Annotated in this window: 15 protein-coding genes; 8 read left to right on the top strand and 7 right to left on the bottom strand. The window is 41.7% G+C overall.

What is annotated here, in order from left to right:
- Nucleotides 1-12: 12 nt before the first annotated feature.
- Complete coding sequence (locus OEG80_RS05035) at nucleotides 13-873, bottom strand: IclR family transcriptional regulator (RefSeq protein WP_263242115.1); 861 nt, start codon at nucleotides 871-873, stop codon at nucleotides 13-15.
- 172 nt (nucleotides 874-1,045) lie between these two features.
- Here OEG80_RS05035 and maiA point away from each other — a divergent pair, with 172 nt between their 5' ends.
- Nucleotides 1,046-1,690: a maleylacetoacetate isomerase gene (gene maiA / locus OEG80_RS05030; protein WP_263242472.1), complete on the top strand. Its 645-nt coding sequence runs from the start codon at nucleotides 1,046-1,048 to the stop codon at nucleotides 1,688-1,690.
- A 104-nt stretch (nucleotides 1,691-1,794) separates the two neighbouring features.
- On the opposite strand, the gene OEG80_RS05025 is transcribed toward maiA, so the two are convergent.
- Complete coding sequence (locus OEG80_RS05025; RefSeq protein ID WP_020443706.1) at nucleotides 1,795-2,040, bottom strand: hypothetical protein; 246 nt, start codon at nucleotides 2,038-2,040, stop codon at nucleotides 1,795-1,797.
- A gap of 565 nt (nucleotides 2,041-2,605) precedes the next feature.
- Between OEG80_RS05025 and dinB the strand changes: the two genes are divergently transcribed.
- The 7 genes from dinB (at nucleotide 2,606) to infA (ending at nucleotide 11,228) form a co-directional block, all read left to right on the top strand.
- A complete protein-coding gene (dinB, locus tag OEG80_RS05020) occupies nucleotides 2,606-3,721 on the top strand; it encodes a DNA polymerase IV (protein WP_263242112.1) in 1,116 nt (371 codons plus the stop codon).
- Nucleotides 3,722-3,897: 176 nt separating this feature from the next.
- Nucleotides 3,898-5,115, top strand: a complete 1,218-nt coding sequence (gene queA, locus OEG80_RS05015) for a tRNA preQ1(34) S-adenosylmethionine ribosyltransferase-isomerase QueA (RefSeq protein ID WP_263242111.1) — start codon at nucleotides 3,898-3,900, stop codon at nucleotides 5,113-5,115.
- Between the two features lie 120 nt (nucleotides 5,116-5,235).
- Nucleotides 5,236-7,041, top strand: a complete 1,806-nt coding sequence (locus OEG80_RS05010; protein ID WP_263242108.1) for a type IV pilus assembly protein FimV — start codon at nucleotides 5,236-5,238, stop codon at nucleotides 7,039-7,041.
- A gap of 51 nt (nucleotides 7,042-7,092) precedes the next feature.
- Nucleotides 7,093-8,778 carry a FimV/HubP family polar landmark protein gene (locus OEG80_RS05005; protein ID WP_263242106.1) on the top strand — a complete coding sequence of 562 codons (1,686 nt, stop codon included), beginning with the start codon at nucleotides 7,093-7,095 and terminating at the stop codon, nucleotides 8,776-8,778.
- 142 nt (nucleotides 8,779-8,920) lie between these two features.
- Nucleotides 8,921-10,006: an asparaginase gene (locus OEG80_RS05000; RefSeq protein ID WP_263242104.1), complete on the top strand. Its 1,086-nt coding sequence runs from the start codon at nucleotides 8,921-8,923 to the stop codon at nucleotides 10,004-10,006.
- A 33-nt stretch (nucleotides 10,007-10,039) separates the two neighbouring features.
- Nucleotides 10,040-10,882, top strand: a complete 843-nt coding sequence (gene truA / locus OEG80_RS04995; protein ID WP_263242101.1) for a tRNA pseudouridine(38-40) synthase TruA — start codon at nucleotides 10,040-10,042, stop codon at nucleotides 10,880-10,882.
- A 124-nt stretch (nucleotides 10,883-11,006) separates the two neighbouring features.
- Nucleotides 11,007-11,228, top strand: a complete 222-nt coding sequence (gene infA / locus OEG80_RS04990) for a translation initiation factor IF-1 (protein WP_010199824.1) — start codon at nucleotides 11,007-11,009, stop codon at nucleotides 11,226-11,228.
- 183 nt (nucleotides 11,229-11,411) lie between these two features.
- Here infA and OEG80_RS04985 read toward each other — a convergent pair whose 3' ends face one another.
- The 5 genes from OEG80_RS04985 to leuC all read right to left on the bottom strand — a co-directional run bounded on the left by OEG80_RS04985 (nucleotide 11,412) and on the right by leuC (nucleotide 17,267).
- Nucleotides 11,412-12,587, bottom strand: coding sequence for a L,D-transpeptidase family protein (locus OEG80_RS04985; protein ID WP_263242098.1), 1,176 nt, complete (start codon nucleotides 12,585-12,587; stop codon nucleotides 11,412-11,414).
- Between the two features lie 445 nt (nucleotides 12,588-13,032).
- Nucleotides 13,033-14,139, bottom strand: coding sequence for a 3-isopropylmalate dehydrogenase (gene leuB, locus OEG80_RS04980; protein WP_263242097.1), 1,107 nt, complete (start codon nucleotides 14,137-14,139; stop codon nucleotides 13,033-13,035).
- Nucleotides 14,140-14,229: 90 nt separating this feature from the next.
- Nucleotides 14,230-14,976, bottom strand: coding sequence for a hypothetical protein (locus OEG80_RS04975; protein ID WP_263242095.1), 747 nt, complete (start codon nucleotides 14,974-14,976; stop codon nucleotides 14,230-14,232).
- 174 nt (nucleotides 14,977-15,150) lie between these two features.
- On the bottom strand, nucleotides 15,151-15,801 hold the full coding sequence (leuD, locus tag OEG80_RS04970; protein WP_149409543.1) for a 3-isopropylmalate dehydratase small subunit: 651 nt from the start codon (nucleotides 15,799-15,801) through the stop codon (nucleotides 15,151-15,153).
- A gap of 47 nt (nucleotides 15,802-15,848) precedes the next feature.
- Entirely contained in the window at nucleotides 15,849-17,267 is a 1,419-nt protein-coding gene (gene leuC / locus OEG80_RS04965) for a 3-isopropylmalate dehydratase large subunit (RefSeq protein ID WP_020443717.1), read from the bottom strand.
- Nucleotides 17,268-17,455 lie beyond the last annotated feature (188 nt).

Here is a 17,455-nt window from a genome sequence, read left to right as displayed (position 1 = left end):
CTATTTTACGAGCTACACTATTTGATAGCGCTGTGCAATTGCTAATATTTGCTCGACCACATTATGCTGCTCACTCATGGGCAACTGCTCTGTGGTACCAATGATAGTAATGGCATACTCCAAAGACAAACTTTCAACAGATAGTTTGTCTTTGTCATATAGATTCGCAGTGGTTGATAGCTGCGGTATGATAACGGGAATAGTAATCGCATTAATCCCCATTAACATATCACCAGTAACAGTCGCATAGCCTTGGGTACGAACTTTCGCTCGTAACTGGTTAAAGTGCTGCCATTTCTCTGTTATTGCTTGCTCTTGCTTCGCCTGCCATTCTGCGATGACCAAGGGTTTGATAATGGTATCTGGCTGATAGCTTGCGAACAAATGACCTGTCGCCGACGTAGTCAAGGGCATACGCGATCCGATACGAGTAATAATACTAATAGCGCTATCTGGTTCAACAGATTGAATGATAATGGGACCTTCGCTGAACCATTTAGCGATTTGTACACCACAATTAAGCGTGTCTTTGATCTCATTAGCAATATGCGTCAGACGATCCAAGATATTATTTTGATTAAACCCACTATGACCTACTGCTCCTAGCGCGCCCATTGCATGAACTCTATCACCAAGTCCATAACGTCCATCACTGAGCTGGCGAGCATAGTGTTTACGAATAAGACTGACCAAATAACGGTGGCACTTTGCTGGATGCATTTGCATGGCTTGTGCAATATCCTTTAGCATCATCGGCTCGTTACAATCGATGAGCACGTCTAATATCGACAGCCCAATCTCAAGCGATTGTACGCCGCCTTGGTTTTTATTCATCCTAGTAAGATTGTCTATCAGGTTTTCAGCTGCTGGCATGGTTTACTCTGTGAATGATTAACTGAATGCGTTATCAATACAATATTAGAAAATTGAAATAAAGACTTAATGTCATAATAGGTATCTTTTACTCTTTAAGACATTAGTAAGCTTAGTAATTATAACCCTTTATCTTACTCACAACACAGCATAATAAAAGGAATGCCCTATGATGAGACTTTATGGCTACTTTCGCAGTAGTACCTCTTACCGTACACGTATCGCAATGAATTTAAAGCAGTTAGATTACGATTACATTGCGGTTAATTTAGCAAAAGATGAGCAATTAGAAGCCGTCTTTCAATCTATTAATCCTCAAGGCTTGGTACCCGTCGTACAAGTAAATGATTTATGGTTGTATCAAAGTCCTGCTATTTTGGAGTGGTTAGAAGAGGTATATCCTGAGCATCCTCTGTTGCCCAAAGACGCAGCAGGTCGCATGCAAGTAAGGGCTTTGAGCGCTATGATTGGCTGTGATATCCATCCGCTAAATAACCGACGTATTTTGCAGTATCTGCGTAATGAGCTGTCAGTAGATGAAGATCAAGTCATGGCTTGGTGCCATCGCTGGATGAGTGAAGGTTTTGACGCTCTCGAAAAACGCTTGGCACAAGACAAAACACGCGGTAAATTCTGCTATGGCGACAGCCCTACTTTTGCAGATTGCTATCTGATTCCGCAGGTCTCTTCTGCCGAACGCTTCAAGGTAGATCTCAGTGCTTATCCAAATATCGTTGCGATCGACGCCCACTGTCGAACATTAAAGGCTTTTGCCGACGCTGACCCTATGGTGCAGCCTGATGCACCAAATGCTTGATATAAGCTGCAAAAAAGCCTCCTAAATTGGAGGCTTTTTTCTGGAAATATAGTGGTGCTATTGCCATTTATACTATTTAACTTAAAGTATGAAAAATAGGCTATTCAAATATTCATATCAGATTGTGTTGCAGCCACTGTTTTTATGGGTACTGCGAACAGCCAAGCCGTACCACAATTACAGTAAAAACAGCCATCTTTAAATTCGACAATATAAGCGGTAAAATCGTTACCACAATGATCCATCATCGCTTGTTCATCACTGTCATCATCGACTGCGCACCATATTTGTTTGTCGCCTCGTGCAAGCAATGCGCGTGTTAAATCACTTCCTCTCAACTCATTATTCATACCCAGCTCCTTAACTTCTCTCACCATAGTTTGAGCTATTCGTCATGAAATATAGGGTTTTCTATACTGATATTTATTAATGATCTTTATCGTTGCTAAAGCGATGAGCTTGATATAGGCGATGCAAATCCATTTGCTACTCATCTGTACCCATCAAAAATTATGCCTATATTTAACGATGATTTACCTTTCTTACTCTATATCTATAAACGCTTTGTATCCTAGCTGTCTTATTGTAACGCTATGCAAGCAAAAGTGTAACAACCAATTATAGCATTTCCGATGAATGGTCAAGATATGAATATGAACGGTCAGTACATTTAAAAATATTACTAAGTGTTATGCATATTTATCAGATTTGGCACCTTATAATCTAATAGTTCTTTGAATATTATCGATTAAATGAACGATGATGCACTATCGATATTAAATTTTTAGAGTAGTTTTCAATAGTTAAAAACCCTAATGAAACTCTTGTTTTTTATCAATCTATGTAACACTTCTCAATTTTTGAGTGAGCATTAGAGACCAAAATCGGTGCGAAAAATCAGGTAAAATAGTTTTTATGACAATACATGTTACGACAACAAACATTAAGCCTGCCATTAGCCAATCTAACCTTCGCAAAATCATTCATATTGATATGGATGCTTTTTATGCCAGTGTAGAACAGCGTGATTTTCCTGAGCTGCGTGGCAAGCCATTGGTGGTTGGCGGCGATCCCAATGGTCGCGGCGTGGTTGCTGCTGCCAGTTACGAAGTTCGTAAGTTTGGCGTACGCTCCGCCATGTCATGCTATGAAGCCAGAAAGCGCTGTCCTGACGTGATATTTGTACCGCCGCGCTTTGATGTTTACCGTGCTGTTAGTGTTGAGATACGTCGTATCATGCACAGTCTGACCCCACATGTTGAGCCGTTATCATTAGATGAAGCCTATTTGGATGTTACTGGATTGTCTGTTCATCAAGGCTCAGCCACATTAATGGCAAATTGGTTACGAGCGCAGATTTTAGAACAAACGGGTCTAAATGCCTCTGCCGGTGTCTCATTTAATAAAATGCTGGCGAAAATTGCCTCTGATATTAATAAACCTAATGGCACAGCGGTCATCACGCCAGCGGATGCTGATGCCTTTATCAGCGCTTTGCCTATTGAACGCTTCCACGGTATTGGTAAGGCAACGGCCAAACGCCTGCATGCAATGGGTGTTAGTAACGGCGCTGACCTTCGGCGTACGCCAGCTGCCATACTAGTCAATGAGTTCGGTAAGCGTGGACAGTTTTATCATGATATCGCTCATGGACGTGATGAGCGTGCGGTCAAGTCTGAGCGTACACACAAATCGGTGGGCTCTGAGACTACGTTTAGAGAAAACTTAACGGATGATAATGAACTAAAAATACAAATCTATGAACAAAATGCTGATGCCTTTAATCAGCTGCACAAAAAACAGCTTATTGCCTATACTATTACTCTAAAGGTCAAATACGCAGATTTTACTCAAGTCACGCGCTCGCATACCTTATCGACGGCATTTGATAGCGCAGAATCCGCTCACTTTTGGTTAGATAAACTCTTTTTGGACATTCCGCGTGCCCTTCCTATTCGATTGGTTGGTGTGACATTTTCTTCGCTCACATCTGCCATGCAAGTCACGCCACAATTAAATTTATTTGAATGATTTTTCGCCTGAATTCTTTAGAGAGTTTTCCTAAATAAATATCTCAATTTTTTACTTAGGCTATTTTATTTATATTTAGAGGTAAATAAAAAAGTCCTGCTTAGTAAAACATTCTTTCATATCCTCATTTCTGCTACAATTGCTCTCAAAATTCCCACCTATCGAAAGACTTTCTTATGACTGATTCTGAACCTCAAACCTTAAATAATAACTCTGAAATTACTGCCAGTCATAATGACGATATTTTAGAGTATCTAAGTGTTGATGATTATGATTATGAACTGCCAGACCAGCTGATTGCCCGTTATCCATTGGCACAGCGCTCCGCGTCAAAGCTACTTTATTTGCCTGCTAACAATGCTAATCGTCAGGTTGAAGTTGAAGATAAGCTGTTTTCTGAGTTGCCAGAATTGCTTAATGCAGGCGACTTGATTGTTTTTAACGATACTAAGGTGATGAAAGCGCGCTTATTTGGTCAAAAAGATACCGGTGGAAAGATTGAAGTATTAATAGAGCGTTTGGTCGCTCTATCCGATTTAAATAGCGCGGATCTAGACACAATAACGTCAAACTCTGACATCATAGACATGACGGTTATTGCAAAAAAGCATATCGCTCTTTGTCATGTTAAAGCCAGCAAAGCGTTGAAGCTTGGACAAGGTCTTGTACTTGCTGATGGTCATATGACTGGTGTCATGATTGGACGCCAAGAGAACTTATTTATCTTGGCTTTTGATACGCCTATTCTGCCTGATTTAGAGCTATATGGTGAGCTGCCTATTCCACCCTATTTCGAACGCCATGCTGATGCGACCGACAATACTCGCTATCAGACTGTTTTTCATGACCCTGCTAAGCTTGCCAGCGTCGCTGCCCCGACAGCAAGCTTACATTTTGACGATATTGTATTAGAAAAGCTGGCGGCAAAAGGTATTCAAACTGCTTTTGTTACACTGCATGTCGGCGCAGGTACTTTTGCTCCGGTAAAAACAGAGAACCTGCTGAATCATACGATGCATAGCGAATATGCACACCTGCCTCAAGCCACTGCCGACCTTATCAATCAGACCCATGCCAATGGCAAGCAAGTCATTGCTATCGGGACTACTGTCACACGTGTCCTTGAAACGGCCTACCAACAAACTGCAGTCGATGGACAGCCACTCTCTGGCTGGGCAGGTGATACAGAGATTTTTATATATCCCGGTTTTGAGTTTGGCGTCGTAGATAAGCTACTGACCAATTTTCACTTGCCAAAGTCTACGTTGCTGATGCTAGTGTCCGCATTTGCCACAAAAAAATCTATCGAAGAAGCTTATCAACATGCCATCGAATCCGAGTATCGGTTTTTTAGTTATGGTGATGCCATGCTGCTTGATAAAAAAGTTGACTGATGTGTGTAAGTATTAAACATACAATTGAACTATTGGTCACAACAGCAGTGGAATAAACTGGTAAACTAAACAGTATTTTGTTATAACAACACAGACAACTTTTACTCCAAAGGGCTGCATATGTCTTGTCATTTATCTTACCGCTTGACTAGCATACATCGCGCAGTATCGATGGCATTGTTTTATTCAATAAGTTATGCAGCCTTAATATCTAGCGCCCAAGCAGCGACTATCGGCAAAACAGTTGTTATTTCAGCTCAGCACGAACCTTTAGTTGCCAGTATTATGGTCACTGATATTGAAAACACTGACTTTTCAGCCAGTTTGGCAAATTCTGCCATTTATCAGCAAATGGGTCTAACCCCAACTGATTCCATGATCGTACGCTTTCATCCGACTTCAGCTACAAGTGGTCAAGTTTTTATTACCACCACCAAGCCTATGTCCAAACCCTTTGCCGATGTGGTTCTAGCAATTAATGATGGCAATCAGCGTAATGTTATTCCAAAAACATTACTGATGCCACTTAATGACAGCTTACCGATTGCGACTTCTAAAAATATCGTAACAGGCGCAAAAAAGCCTAATTTACCCGTGGTTTCTACAACTAACGCGCAGCCATTGACGGTTAGAAATGGTGCACCGCCACCTTTATTATCATCTGGTTCATCGAAACCCACACTGAACGCTGCAACATTACCCGAGCGCAATGTTCAATCGCCGAATATACGAGTACCTGTTATTCAAACGCCAAGTATCCAAGCGTCAAGCTCACAAATACCAAGCCTTCAAGCAACAGCTATACCCTCTGGCTTACCAACAGCAGTTGCAACAACGACACAAAGCAATATCACAACCTATGCGCCTAGCCGTTTAGAAAACGGTCGATTAAATAATCCTATTGATATAAAAAACGATAGTGTCATGGCGGGCGCAAATAATGACAATAATACAGCTTTAACCGTTTCATCAAATAGTACGCTTTCTGCTACTAGCGAGATTGATAAACAGTTCGATATTTTAAATATACAAATTACTCGTCAGATACAGCCGAAGAGTCAAAACAATACAGATATGATGGTTGCTAGTCCTATGGCGCTCAAAACCCTGACGCCGAATGAAGCAGCTTTCACCAATAAAAATAAAGCTATTATCCCAAATGATAGTAATAATATGGTCGCTACAGCCCCACTCAACAATATTCCCCCTAACTCGAATGTTTGGCAGAAAGCAGTGACGCCTAAAACGTCGGCCGCAGCAAAAAACACTTCAAGCCAAGTATCAGATGAGTCAGCTAGTAGCGAGATCAATTATACCGTGCAGCGTAACGACAACTTGTGGGTGATTGCACAGCAAATCGCAGAGAAGAACAATATCGACGTTCAAACCGTTATGAAAGAAATTCAGACGCAAAATCCTGACGCTTTTATCAATAGAAACGCCAATCAATTAAAAGCAGATGCACAGTTGAGTTTACCTAATTATGATGCGCTACCTTCCCAGCAAAAACTTGAAGCTGCTATCAGTGCTCAAAGGCAATATAGAGGCGCCAATACACCTGTCGCAAAAAAACCAACTGCATCAAATCCTGTGTCCAAAGGTGACAATACGCAAGCAACAAAACATACTGAAAAGCCGGCGACCACTAAGACTCAAATTTTACCAAAGGCGCAGTTTTCTGTCCTTGCTCCCGGTCATGAAGGCAGCGCAGATGGCACTAAAACCAAAGCAGGCATGGCAACAGGTAACGGACTTAGCATGGAAGTGTTAAGCCTGCTTAAATCATCAAGACAAAGTACCGCTTCACAAGCGCAGCAGTTATCAAAAACTAGTGGTACGCTTGAGAGCTATACTCGCAAATTACAATTACAAAATCGAAAACTGGCTGAGCTGCAAGCTCGTCTCAAAAAATTACGCAATCAATAACTGCCTAACAGATCAATGCAAGCAGCTCTGATCGTAGGCGTGGGAGTAACTATGGACAATATGCTATATATCATCGCCGGATTGGTGGTTATTTTACTCGTTGCGGTCTTGGTCATGCGCAAAAACAAAGCGCAAAAGCCATCAGAGCATTTGAGTACAAATACTGGCAAAATTGAGCCCTTATCGAAGCATGCTGCTTCTAGAAGTACGCCTACTCAAACAGCTATCAATCATGAGAAAAGGTTTGATCATATTGAGATTGCTCAACGTTTTATGGACCAACAGCGCTATGATAAAGCGATTGAAACGCTCAATCGCGGCTTAAGCGAAAAGCCAAATGATAGCCAATTATCTCTCAAGCTCCTTGCGGTATATGCCACGATAGATGAGTCTGAGAATTTTAATAAAGTCTATGATGCTATTAAAGCAAATAATGATGACAAAAGTATCGCACAAGCTGATGAGTTAAAAGCTTTGCTGACTGAAGAACAAAACCAAGTCGATAAGCGAACATTGCCAGCAGATAATAGTCAAAGCGCTAAATTTGAAAAACGTATATTAGCAAATAATAATCAAAACGCTGGATTTGAAAGTTTAGATTTCGATTTACCGACCAATAAAGCGAGCAGCAATAGTCCCGTCCTTGATACTAATACGGTTCAAAATGTTGAATACAAAAACGACTTGTCAGAGGCTACTAATGAAACCTTAGCAGCTTCGAATGCTTTTGATGATAATAATTTCGATGATATTGAGCAAGCGTTTGATCTTAGTCTGAGTGATTTAGAAGATGGCACTAATAAACCTGTCCATACTAGTAATAACTCGGTATCTGTCACCACGCTTGATGTAGTAGATGAAGATATTTTTGCGCCTGCAACTGTGGTTATAGACACTGACAGCGACACTGATAATAGCCCTAGTACTGACAGCGATTTTGATTTTGAGTTATCTGAGCACAGTCTTGCATCTATAGAGGCTCCCACCAATGACGCTACCGATGACGCTACCGATGACGCTACCGATGATAGTTTTAACAGCAGCTTAAATGAGCTATCATTAGAAGATGACTTTGTCTTAGATTTAAACAGTGACGCCGATACCAATAACGTTATCAATAATGCACCTGCCACAACAGAGACAATTTATTTAGATGATGACCATCTGACCTTATCTTTACACAGTGATGATGTGTCGAATGAGACGCCAGATCAAATAGAAATTCAGCATTCTATTGTCGAAGATAATTTTGAAGATTTTAGTTTCGAAGATATCAGTATTGAAGATGCAAATATTGAAGATACAAGCGCTGAAGAAATAGATATCATAAAAAATGAGTCCGACGCTTCTAGCAGTGCCCCTACTACTCTGATGTTCGATGATGATACGGTAATAGACGATGATTTTGACTTTGATTCTTTATCTTTATCAGAGTCTACAACAGCAAACACGCCAGTTGAGGTTGATAGCGAATATGCCAATACTCATCTCGACAATGCTATTGATATAGCTCCTGCAGCTGACACTAGCAGTACTGAAGATTTTTCGTCACGGTTCGCAGCAGATTTTGATTTTGTTAAATCGTTAGACAGCAATCAAGTCACACTAGATTTAGCAGGTCAATACGTGCAACTTGGCGAATACGATAGTGCCAAACGCCTACTCAATGAAGTCATTGCTAAAGGCAATAGTGAACAGCAGCAGCAAGCACAACGATTGCTTGATCGCACTGCTTAAAATGACTGGTGTGACAGCGAGTATTCTAGCCACTTAGAATACTCGCTGCATTTATAATAATAGTGCTTTTTCTATCTCTTTTCTTTCAATAATTCTGCTCTATCGTCTATTCAATATTAAAACCAATACAGTGCACTCATCTATGACAAATACAATCCCTGCACCTATTCAACTTATTTATGCTGGCGGCACTTTCGGGAGTTATGGTCGTCCATTAGCGCCGCTATCAGCAGAGGTTTTTTTGCCAACTTTGCAGCAACTACTGGCAGAATTGGATAATGCGCTTAATCTATCGCCCATTGCTTGGCTTCACAATACTCTGATTAAAGACAGCAGTCAGTTTACACCCAGTGATTTTGTGCATTTTTACCAACTTTTATTATCGGCATATCAACAAGGCAGTAGACGTTTTGTGTTAATTACGGGCACGGATACACTCAGTTATTTGGGAGCGTTCTTAGCAGAAGCCTTTGCAGGTAGCGATATTTGTATTGTCGTTACTGGTAGTATGCGTCCGCTCCTAGATAGTGAGGAACTGCACTCTTATAAAGTAGATGCACAGAGTGATGCTTGGAACAACCTTACTGACTCGTTAAAGCTAGCAAGTGCAGGTGAATCTGGGGTGAAGATTGCCTTCGGCGGCGAATCATGGCCAGCGCAAACAGTACAAAAAATACATAGCCACGACTTTATGGCATTTACTGGTCACTCTAGAGCGGCTTATCCTGCCAATAGTTATGTCAAAAGCTTGCCAGATACTCGTCGGCAGCATTGGCTTGATGACCAACAAGATATTAGTGCTGACATTGCAGTTCGTGCCGAGCACGCTTACGTTCATGCGTTGTACTGCTTGCCCAATGCAACCGACGCATTAAACCAACAGCTGCGCGCCTTATTATCACAGCCGCCTTGTGGCATTATTTTATTAGGCTATGGTGCTGGCAACGTTCCTTATTCAGTAGAGTTGGCAGAAGCCTTGCAACTGGCTTATGAAAAAGGTCATATGGTCGTATGCGCTAGCCAATCGCCGTTTGGCGGCGTAAGTGACACTTATGCTGCGGGCAGTTGGCAATACGATTATCAAGTGGTTGCAGGCGGTCGTTTAACCATTCCAGCCATTTATGCACGCTTGCTGTGGTTACTGCTACGCTACGATAGCCCAGCAAGGCGTCGACAACGCTGGTTAAATAACGTCCAGCAAACGGGTACCAGTATCAAAAAACGTTAAACTATCACTCATAAACTCTGTATAAGTTCCAAAATGACCATGTCCATAACTGAAAACAACGAAGCAAAGCGCCCAACTTATACCTTAGCCATTGCTATTGAATTTTTGGGCACTCACTATCATGGTTGGCAACGCCAAAGAGAGGTACTTGGCGTACAAGAAGCGTTAGAGACCGCCATTAGTACTGTTGCCAATGAACCAGTAGAAGTGATTGCTGCAGGGCGTACAGACTCAAGTGTTCATGCTGGCAATATGATTGCCCATTTTGTTACTACTGCTTATCGACCCACGCACAATTGGCTACGTGGTGTAAATAGTCTTTTGCCTGATGATATCGCTTTACGCTGGGTTCAGACGATGCCTGCTGAGTTTCATGCGCGTTTTGCCGCAATTGCTCGTCGTTATCGTTACATTACTCTCAATCAAACTCAGCGACCTGCCATCCTCAACCATCAAGTGACACATATTCACGAGCCGCTTGACCTAAAAGCCATGCAGCTTGCAGCATCTGATATCGTTGGTACACATGATTTTAGTAGCTACCGTGCTGCCGCTTGTCAATCTAATCAGCCCGTGCGCCATATTAGCCATGCCAATCTTTTTACTCATGGTCAGTTTATCGTCTTCGATATTCAAGCTGATGGATTTTTGCACCATATGGTGCGAAACCTGATGGGCACGTTATATGCGATCGGCAGACACGAGTTAGAACCGTCTGATTTCTTAAATATTTTGGCTGAAAAAGATCGGACAATAGCACCACCAACTGCTTCAGGTGATGGCTTATATTTCATTAATGCCTATTATCCTGAGCATTTTCAAACCTTACTGCCCGATGCGCCGCTCACACCTATTTGGCTCAACCTTCCCGATTAAATCAATAGGATCTGACATACATATCACTTACAGGCTGTCAAGTAAAAATCAGGTTCCGTATTGCTTTAATCTGCTAACTTACGTATAATATGGGCTTATTTTAAATTGATTGATGATACAAATTATGGCAAAAGACGAGATTATTGAATTTGAAGGCGAAGTCATTGACACCCTTCCAAATACTTTGTTTAAAGTTCGTTTAGAAAACGGACACGAAATTATTGCGCATATCTCAGGTAAGATGCGTAAGCATTACATCCGAATTTTGACTGGTGATAAAGTTAAGGTTGAGATGACACCTTATGATTTGTCTAAAGGTCGCATTACTTATCGTGGTAAAAACTAAATTCTTATTTACTAAGATAGTTATAAGAGCATATGTATAATGCTTGAGTGGTTTAACTGATAATAATAATGATACTGCTAACCTACTCATTATTGCCTATCATATTTTAGTAAGTTAATATGGTTTTTACCATAAAAAATACCGCTAGATATCAGCGGTATTTTTTTGTCTATAATTTAGCCGTTATTTGAATTCAACGGTTGCACCACTTTGTATCACGCCAAGTAATGCAAGCGCATCCCAATTGGTTAGACGTATACACCCTGCTGATGCCTGACGACTGATACGAGCAGGATCGGGCGAACCATGAATCCCATAAGACGGCTTACTGAGTCCAATCCATACCGAACCTACAGGGTTGTTAGGACCGGGTGGCAAAATAGACTTGCTACCGTTCTCTGCTGTATAAGTATAATTAGGCTCGTGTACCTTAACTGCAACTGTATGCGTACCTGTTGGTGATGGCGTCGCTGTACTTCCTACTGTGGTTGGATAGCTAGCAACCAAGATGCCTTTATCATCATATGCATACAATGTTTCGGTAGTCTTATCAGCAACCACTCGACTAACAGGTTTGATATTAGGATTGCCTGGATTGTAGACAGTAATGGTTTCGCCTACTGCAAATTTAGCATTAGGATTGAGCGCCTTAAGATAACTTTCACTGATATGAAACTTTTCCGCCAAACCTTCAATGACAGTTTCATAGTACATCCCTTCAAGCTTGGATTTGGCTTCTGCTCCTGCTGGAATAACCGTGGTTTTTATATTGATATCTGCATCAGTGAGCTGATAGTTGACCAATACCGGTTGTGCCATAAGCTTATCATTCTTGGTCAATGCATGCCACGTCTCAATATTTAATGTATCGGTCACTGCCAACCCATTTGCCATCTGAAAAGCCTGCATCGCCTTACGAGAGTTCTTTCCCCAATAGCCATCAACTGCACCAACGCCGTTTTGATGCCAGTTTAATAGAGCTTGCAGCTTAGTGGTAGTATCACGATTTCTCCTCATACCTTGTTTCCAAGTAGCACTATTTACCTTTTGCGCCTCCATTGGTAGATTTTCAGTGGTATATTTTATAGTCGGTAAATACTTATTCAACGATACTGCTGTCTTACTTTTACCAGCAACTTTTTGACTTACGCCATTGGTTACTGGGCTGACATCGTTGTTATTACTAGTTACTTGATTTGTATTATTGGACTCTGTGCTCTTAGTGGCAGTACCTTTTGCACTTCCTTCGACCGTGTCATTTTTGACATCGCTCGTTACTGCAATACTTTGCCCCATAAATAAAATGGTCGATAGACCAAGCGCTGCGATTGCCGTGCTGATTTTGGTCAATTGATACATGTATTACTCCAATTTGTTAAGTTATATTTTTTATTACAAACAACTTATAAGTAATTATAAAATTATTACCATTAATGCCCAATTAGGATTATATAATTAGTTCAACATACCATATGCCCATGTCAAAAATCCTGTGACTAGTATAGGACTGATTTTACAATGTGGATTGAGCCAGTAGATATTGATTTATCTAAACCAGTTATAGATAAGCTATGGTGACATATTCCCATGTGAGCATATAACAGCATTGTGTTAATAAGCGCATTAGACTGCAGTATCTGTGTTAAAACAAATGCTTTTATGCAGCTTTCTGTTTAAAGACGTTAACATTAGCGAACGCTTATCTTATCTAAAGGCGAGCAATAAAAAAACCCATAACTTGCTTAGCAAATTATGGGTTCATTATTATAAATTTTCAAAAATTCAGATTAGGATAAAGTAATCTTTATTGAATCAATTTTGCCAATACGGCTTGTCCCATTTGTTGACAACCGACTTGTATAAGTCCAGCTTCATTACGATCCAAGATATCGACCGTACGTAAGCCATCATCAAGCACATCACTGACCGCTTGTTCAATCGCTTGTGCTGCTGCTTCTTGTTTAAAAGTATAACGTAACATCATAGCGACCGATAAAATGGTCGCTAGTGGATTGGCTATATCTTGTCCTGCGATATCAGGCGCTGAACCATGACAAGGCTCATACATGCCTTTGCCCGCTTCATCAAGGCTGGCTGATGGCAGCATGCCAATAGAACCCGTCAGCATCGCCGCTTCATCAGATAAGATATCACCAAACAGATTGCCAGTGACCATAACATCGAATTGTTTGGGGTCTTTAATCAGCTGCATACAAGCATTGTCAGCATACATATGAGATAACGCCACATCGCTATACTCTGACTGCTGTAATTCAATCATCGTCTGTTTCCAAAGCTCAGTAACTTCCAATACATTGGCTTTGTCAATAGAGCAGACTTTGGCAGCGGTTCCTGCTGCTTGCGCGCGTGTTTGCGCCAATTCAAAAGCAACTTTGCCGATACGATTGATTTCGCTAGTGCTATACACCATAGTGTTATAGCCTTGCTGCTCACCATTTTCTAGTGTACGAATACCGCGCGGCTCACCAAAATAAATACCACCAGTCAGTTCACGCACGATCAGCAAGTCTAGACCTGAGATAATCTCAGGTTTAATGCTTGAAGCATTCACAAGCTGCGGATAAAGTTTGGCCACACGCAGATTGGCAAACAAACCAAGCTCACTACGGATTTTTAGTAAACCGCGCTCAGGACGTTTACTACGTTCGATACCATCCCACTTAGGACCACCAACTGCACCTAATAACACTGCATCTGCTGCGCGTGCACGTTGTAGCGTCTCTTCTGGCAAAGGTTCACCTGTTGCATCAACTGCCACACCGCCGATCAATCCAGACTCAAGGGTAAAACCTAACGCAAACTTATCATTGACAGCGTTCAGCACATCAATGGCCTGAGTCATGATTTCAGGGCCAATACCATCGCCCGCTAATGTTAAAATCGTTGCCATACTGGTCCTTGAGGTTGAGTAAATTTATATTTCTATGACTTATTTTATACTTGCTTTTGTTTTTAGCTAATAACGACAGTCTTTTAATAATTATACTTTGGCTTTTACCTTTACTTTTGATGGCACTGATGCCGCCTTAGCGATACCAGTTTCTACAAACTCTCCTTGATGCTCAGTGCCAATCTGCTTGCAAAAGCGGCGCTGCACGGTATTGCCTTGATAAAGCTCAACACATAAAGGCTCTGGCGATGCTGTATCTAACAAGCTACCGGAGCTCTGGCCAGACTTTTTTTGATAAGCACGCAGCTGATAAGTGCCGGGGCCAGCAAAGTCATGAATCATAGCAAAACGCTCGACATAACCTAGATTATTTTCTGGATAAAAATTAACATGCACTTCACGTTTAGCGGGTTTGACCCGAGCATAATAGTTAATAAGATTTGGCATAGCAGACGCTGATAATGGCACAATCTTAATAGCATTATTATGAATAAGCGGCGTCATATCCATCGTCATAGCAGCTTGAGAATGCTTATTTCTTGTGCGAGTTTTATTGTTTTGGCTCGCAGCATTCATCGCAACTACCATGGTGGCATTCACAGGTTTGTGATTTTCAGGCGATATCACCATCGTGCGATCTATCTTTACAATCTCACAGTGGTAGGTGCCGACACAGGCAATATTTACCTCGCCAGCAATGGGCTTAATAGTACCCGTCCATACCTTTGCGCTTTCTGCTTTATCTATCTGTTGATAGCCTGTCAATGCCTGACAACCAGATAATAAGGTTATGGCAATAGCTGTACTTGTCCATACCGCAAAACGTATTTTATTCATAATGGTGGCTACTATTTATCAGATGGAAATATATAATATAAGAATAGATTATCGTTCATTTTAGCCACTTAGTCGCCATAACTCAACGCTGTATTAGCGCTAAGCTCGTTTTTATGGCGATTCATATCCATTATTAATCGTTTGCCATTAGCGGTTTTATTTCATGATTAAACACTAGGCTCTGACTTCATTAAATATCCAAGGCGTTTTTTGCATCATTTTTTGCTCGTATTCTTTAATAGCATCGCTTTGCTGCAACGTCAGTCCGATATCATCAAGACCATTTAATAGGCAATGCTTACGGAAGTCATCGACTTCAAACGCATATTCTTCGCCAGTTGGGGTGATGACCACCTGACGCTCAAGATCTGCAGTCAGCTCATAGCCTTCATTGGCAAACGTGGCTTTCATTAAGGTATCAACGATTTCTTCATCCAATACAATCGGTAGCATGCCATTTTTAAAACAGTTGTTATAAAAAATATCGGCAAAGCTTGGTGCAATGACTGTACGAAAGCCATACTCTGAAAGCGCCCAAGGGGCGTGTTCACGGCTAGATCCACAGCCAAAATTTCGGCGGGCTAGCAAGATAGTAGCACCTTGATAGCGTGGTTTATTTAAAATAAAGTCAGGATTGATAACACGTGTGCTATTGTCTTGTCCCGGATACCCTTCATCCAGATAACGCCAATCATCGAATAAATTGACGCCGAAACCGGTACGCTTAATAGACTTTAAAAACTGTTTGGCGATAATCTGATCGGTATCAACGTTTGCGCGATCAAGTGGGCAAACGATACCGGTTTGGGTGTTATAAGCTTGCATAGTATTTCCTATCGATATAGTGCTTATTGTTAAATGACGCGTAATAACTAAAAAGTTCGCACATCCACAAAGTGACCTGCCAATGCTGCTGCCGCTGCCATTGCTGGGCTGACCAAATGCGTACGACCACCATTGCCTTGTCGACCTTCAAAGTTGCGATTGGATGTCGAAGCACAATGCTCTTGTGGTTCAAGCTTATCAGCATTCATCGCAAGGCACATCGAGCAGCCAGGCTCACGCCATTCAAAGCCTGCATCCGTAAACAAAGCATCTAGGCCTTCTGCTTCTGCTTGTAATTTAACTTGTCCAGAGCCCGCAACGACGATCGCTTCTTTGATAGTATCAGCCACTTTACGACCTTTGATCACGGCGGCGGCATCACGCAAATCTTCAATACGCGAGTTGGTACAAGAGCCAATAAAAATACGGTCCAGCTGAATATCGGTAATTTTTTGACCCGCTTCTAAACCCATATAAGTATAAGCACGCAACCACCCTTCTTCTTGCGCTTCATCAATCGCTTGATCAGGCGTTGGCACTGACTGGGTGATATCAACCACCATTTCAGGTGACGTACCCCAAGACACTTGCGGTGCAATTTGGCTACCATCAATCTCAATCACGCTATCAAACACAGCGTCATCATCTGAGTAAAAAGTACGCCAGTAAGCTTCTGCTTGCTGCCATTGTGACTCGTTCGGCGCATATGGACGACCTTTAACATAGTCAATCGTCGTATCATCGACTGCAACCATACCCACGCGTGCGCCCGCTTCAATCGCCATATTACAGACGGTCATACGACCTTCCATGCTCATGTCTTCAAATACTTGACCAGCAAATTCAATCGCATGCCCTGTTCCGCCAGCAGTACCGATTTTTGCAATGATAGCAAGCACCACATCTTTTGAGGTTACGCCAGCGCCAAGCTCACCCGTGACGCGGATTTGCATATTCTTTGATTTCTTTTGAATCAAACACTGGGTTGCCAATACGTGCTCAACCTCAGAGGTGCCGATACCGTGTGCTAAGCAGCCAAGTGCCCCATGAGTCGCGGTATGAGAATCTCCGCAAACAACGGTCATACCGGGCAATACTAAGCCTTGCTCAGGACCGACGACATGCAAGATCCCTTGACGAGCATCATTAATCGTAAACTCAGCGATATCAAATTTGCTGCAGTTTTCATCTAAGGTCAGTACTTGTAAGCGCGAGACCTTATCCTTGATACCTGCCACACCTTCTGAGCGCTCTTTGGTGACTGTCGGTACGTTATGGTCAGGGCTTGCAATATTAGCCGACAGACGCCACGGCGCTCTATTAGCCAATTCCAAACCCTCAAACGCTTGCGGACTTGTCACTTCATGTAGCAAATGGCGGTCGATATAAATCAGGCTCGAACCATCATCACGCTTGGTGACTTCGTGAGCATTCCAAAGTTTGTCATATAACGTTTGACCGGCCATATTGCTATCCTTTTTAGTGGCTAATGACTATATTTTTCATTTATTCAACCCATAGTGTGCTAGGTTTTTATCTGTTACTTACTAATGGTTGCGATAATAGATGCCTAAAATAAGATTTATGGCGCAGATTATCAAGTAAATACAATAAATATGTCTAAAATACGTTTCGATGTCTTGTGATTATAGCA

The organism is Psychrobacter sp. SC65A.3, assembly GCF_025642195.1.
GTDB classification, from domain to species: domain Bacteria; phylum Pseudomonadota; class Gammaproteobacteria; order Pseudomonadales; family Moraxellaceae; genus Psychrobacter; species Psychrobacter cryohalolentis.
Note: the sequence above shows the minus strand (reverse complement) of the source record. Positions and strands in the feature narration are given on the sequence as shown.

Coding starts and splice junctions, on each gene's coding strand:
- OEG80_RS05025 (WP_020443706.1), bottom strand. CDS start 2,040: ATGAATAATGAGTTGAGAGGAAGTGATTTAACACGCGCATTGCTTGCA.
- OEG80_RS05035 (WP_263242115.1), bottom strand. CDS start 873: ATGCCAGCAGCTGAAAACCTGATAGACAATCTTACTAGGATGAATAAA.
- leuB (WP_263242097.1), bottom strand. CDS start 14,139: ATGGCAACGATTTTAACATTAGCGGGCGATGGTATTGGCCCTGAAATC.
- OEG80_RS05010 (WP_263242108.1), top strand. CDS start 5,236: ATGTCTTGTCATTTATCTTACCGCTTGACTAGCATACATCGCGCAGTA.
- leuD (WP_149409543.1), bottom strand. CDS start 15,801: ATGCAAGCTTATAACACCCAAACCGGTATCGTTTGCCCACTTGATCGC.
- leuC (WP_020443717.1), bottom strand. CDS start 17,267: ATGGCCGGTCAAACGTTATATGACAAACTTTGGAATGCTCACGAAGTC.
- dinB (WP_263242112.1), top strand. CDS start 2,606: ATGACAATACATGTTACGACAACAAACATTAAGCCTGCCATTAGCCAA.
- truA (WP_263242101.1), top strand. CDS start 10,040: ATGACCATGTCCATAACTGAAAACAACGAAGCAAAGCGCCCAACTTAT.
- infA (WP_010199824.1), top strand. CDS start 11,007: ATGGCAAAAGACGAGATTATTGAATTTGAAGGCGAAGTCATTGACACC.
- queA (WP_263242111.1), top strand. CDS start 3,898: ATGACTGATTCTGAACCTCAAACCTTAAATAATAACTCTGAAATTACT.
- OEG80_RS05005 (WP_263242106.1), top strand. CDS start 7,093: ATGGACAATATGCTATATATCATCGCCGGATTGGTGGTTATTTTACTC.
- maiA (WP_263242472.1), top strand. CDS start 1,046: ATGAGACTTTATGGCTACTTTCGCAGTAGTACCTCTTACCGTACACGT.
- OEG80_RS04975 (WP_263242095.1), bottom strand. CDS start 14,976: ATGAATAAAATACGTTTTGCGGTATGGACAAGTACAGCTATTGCCATA.
- OEG80_RS05000 (WP_263242104.1), top strand. CDS start 8,921: ATGACAAATACAATCCCTGCACCTATTCAACTTATTTATGCTGGCGGC.
- OEG80_RS04985 (WP_263242098.1), bottom strand. CDS start 12,587: ATGTATCAATTGACCAAAATCAGCACGGCAATCGCAGCGCTTGGTCTA.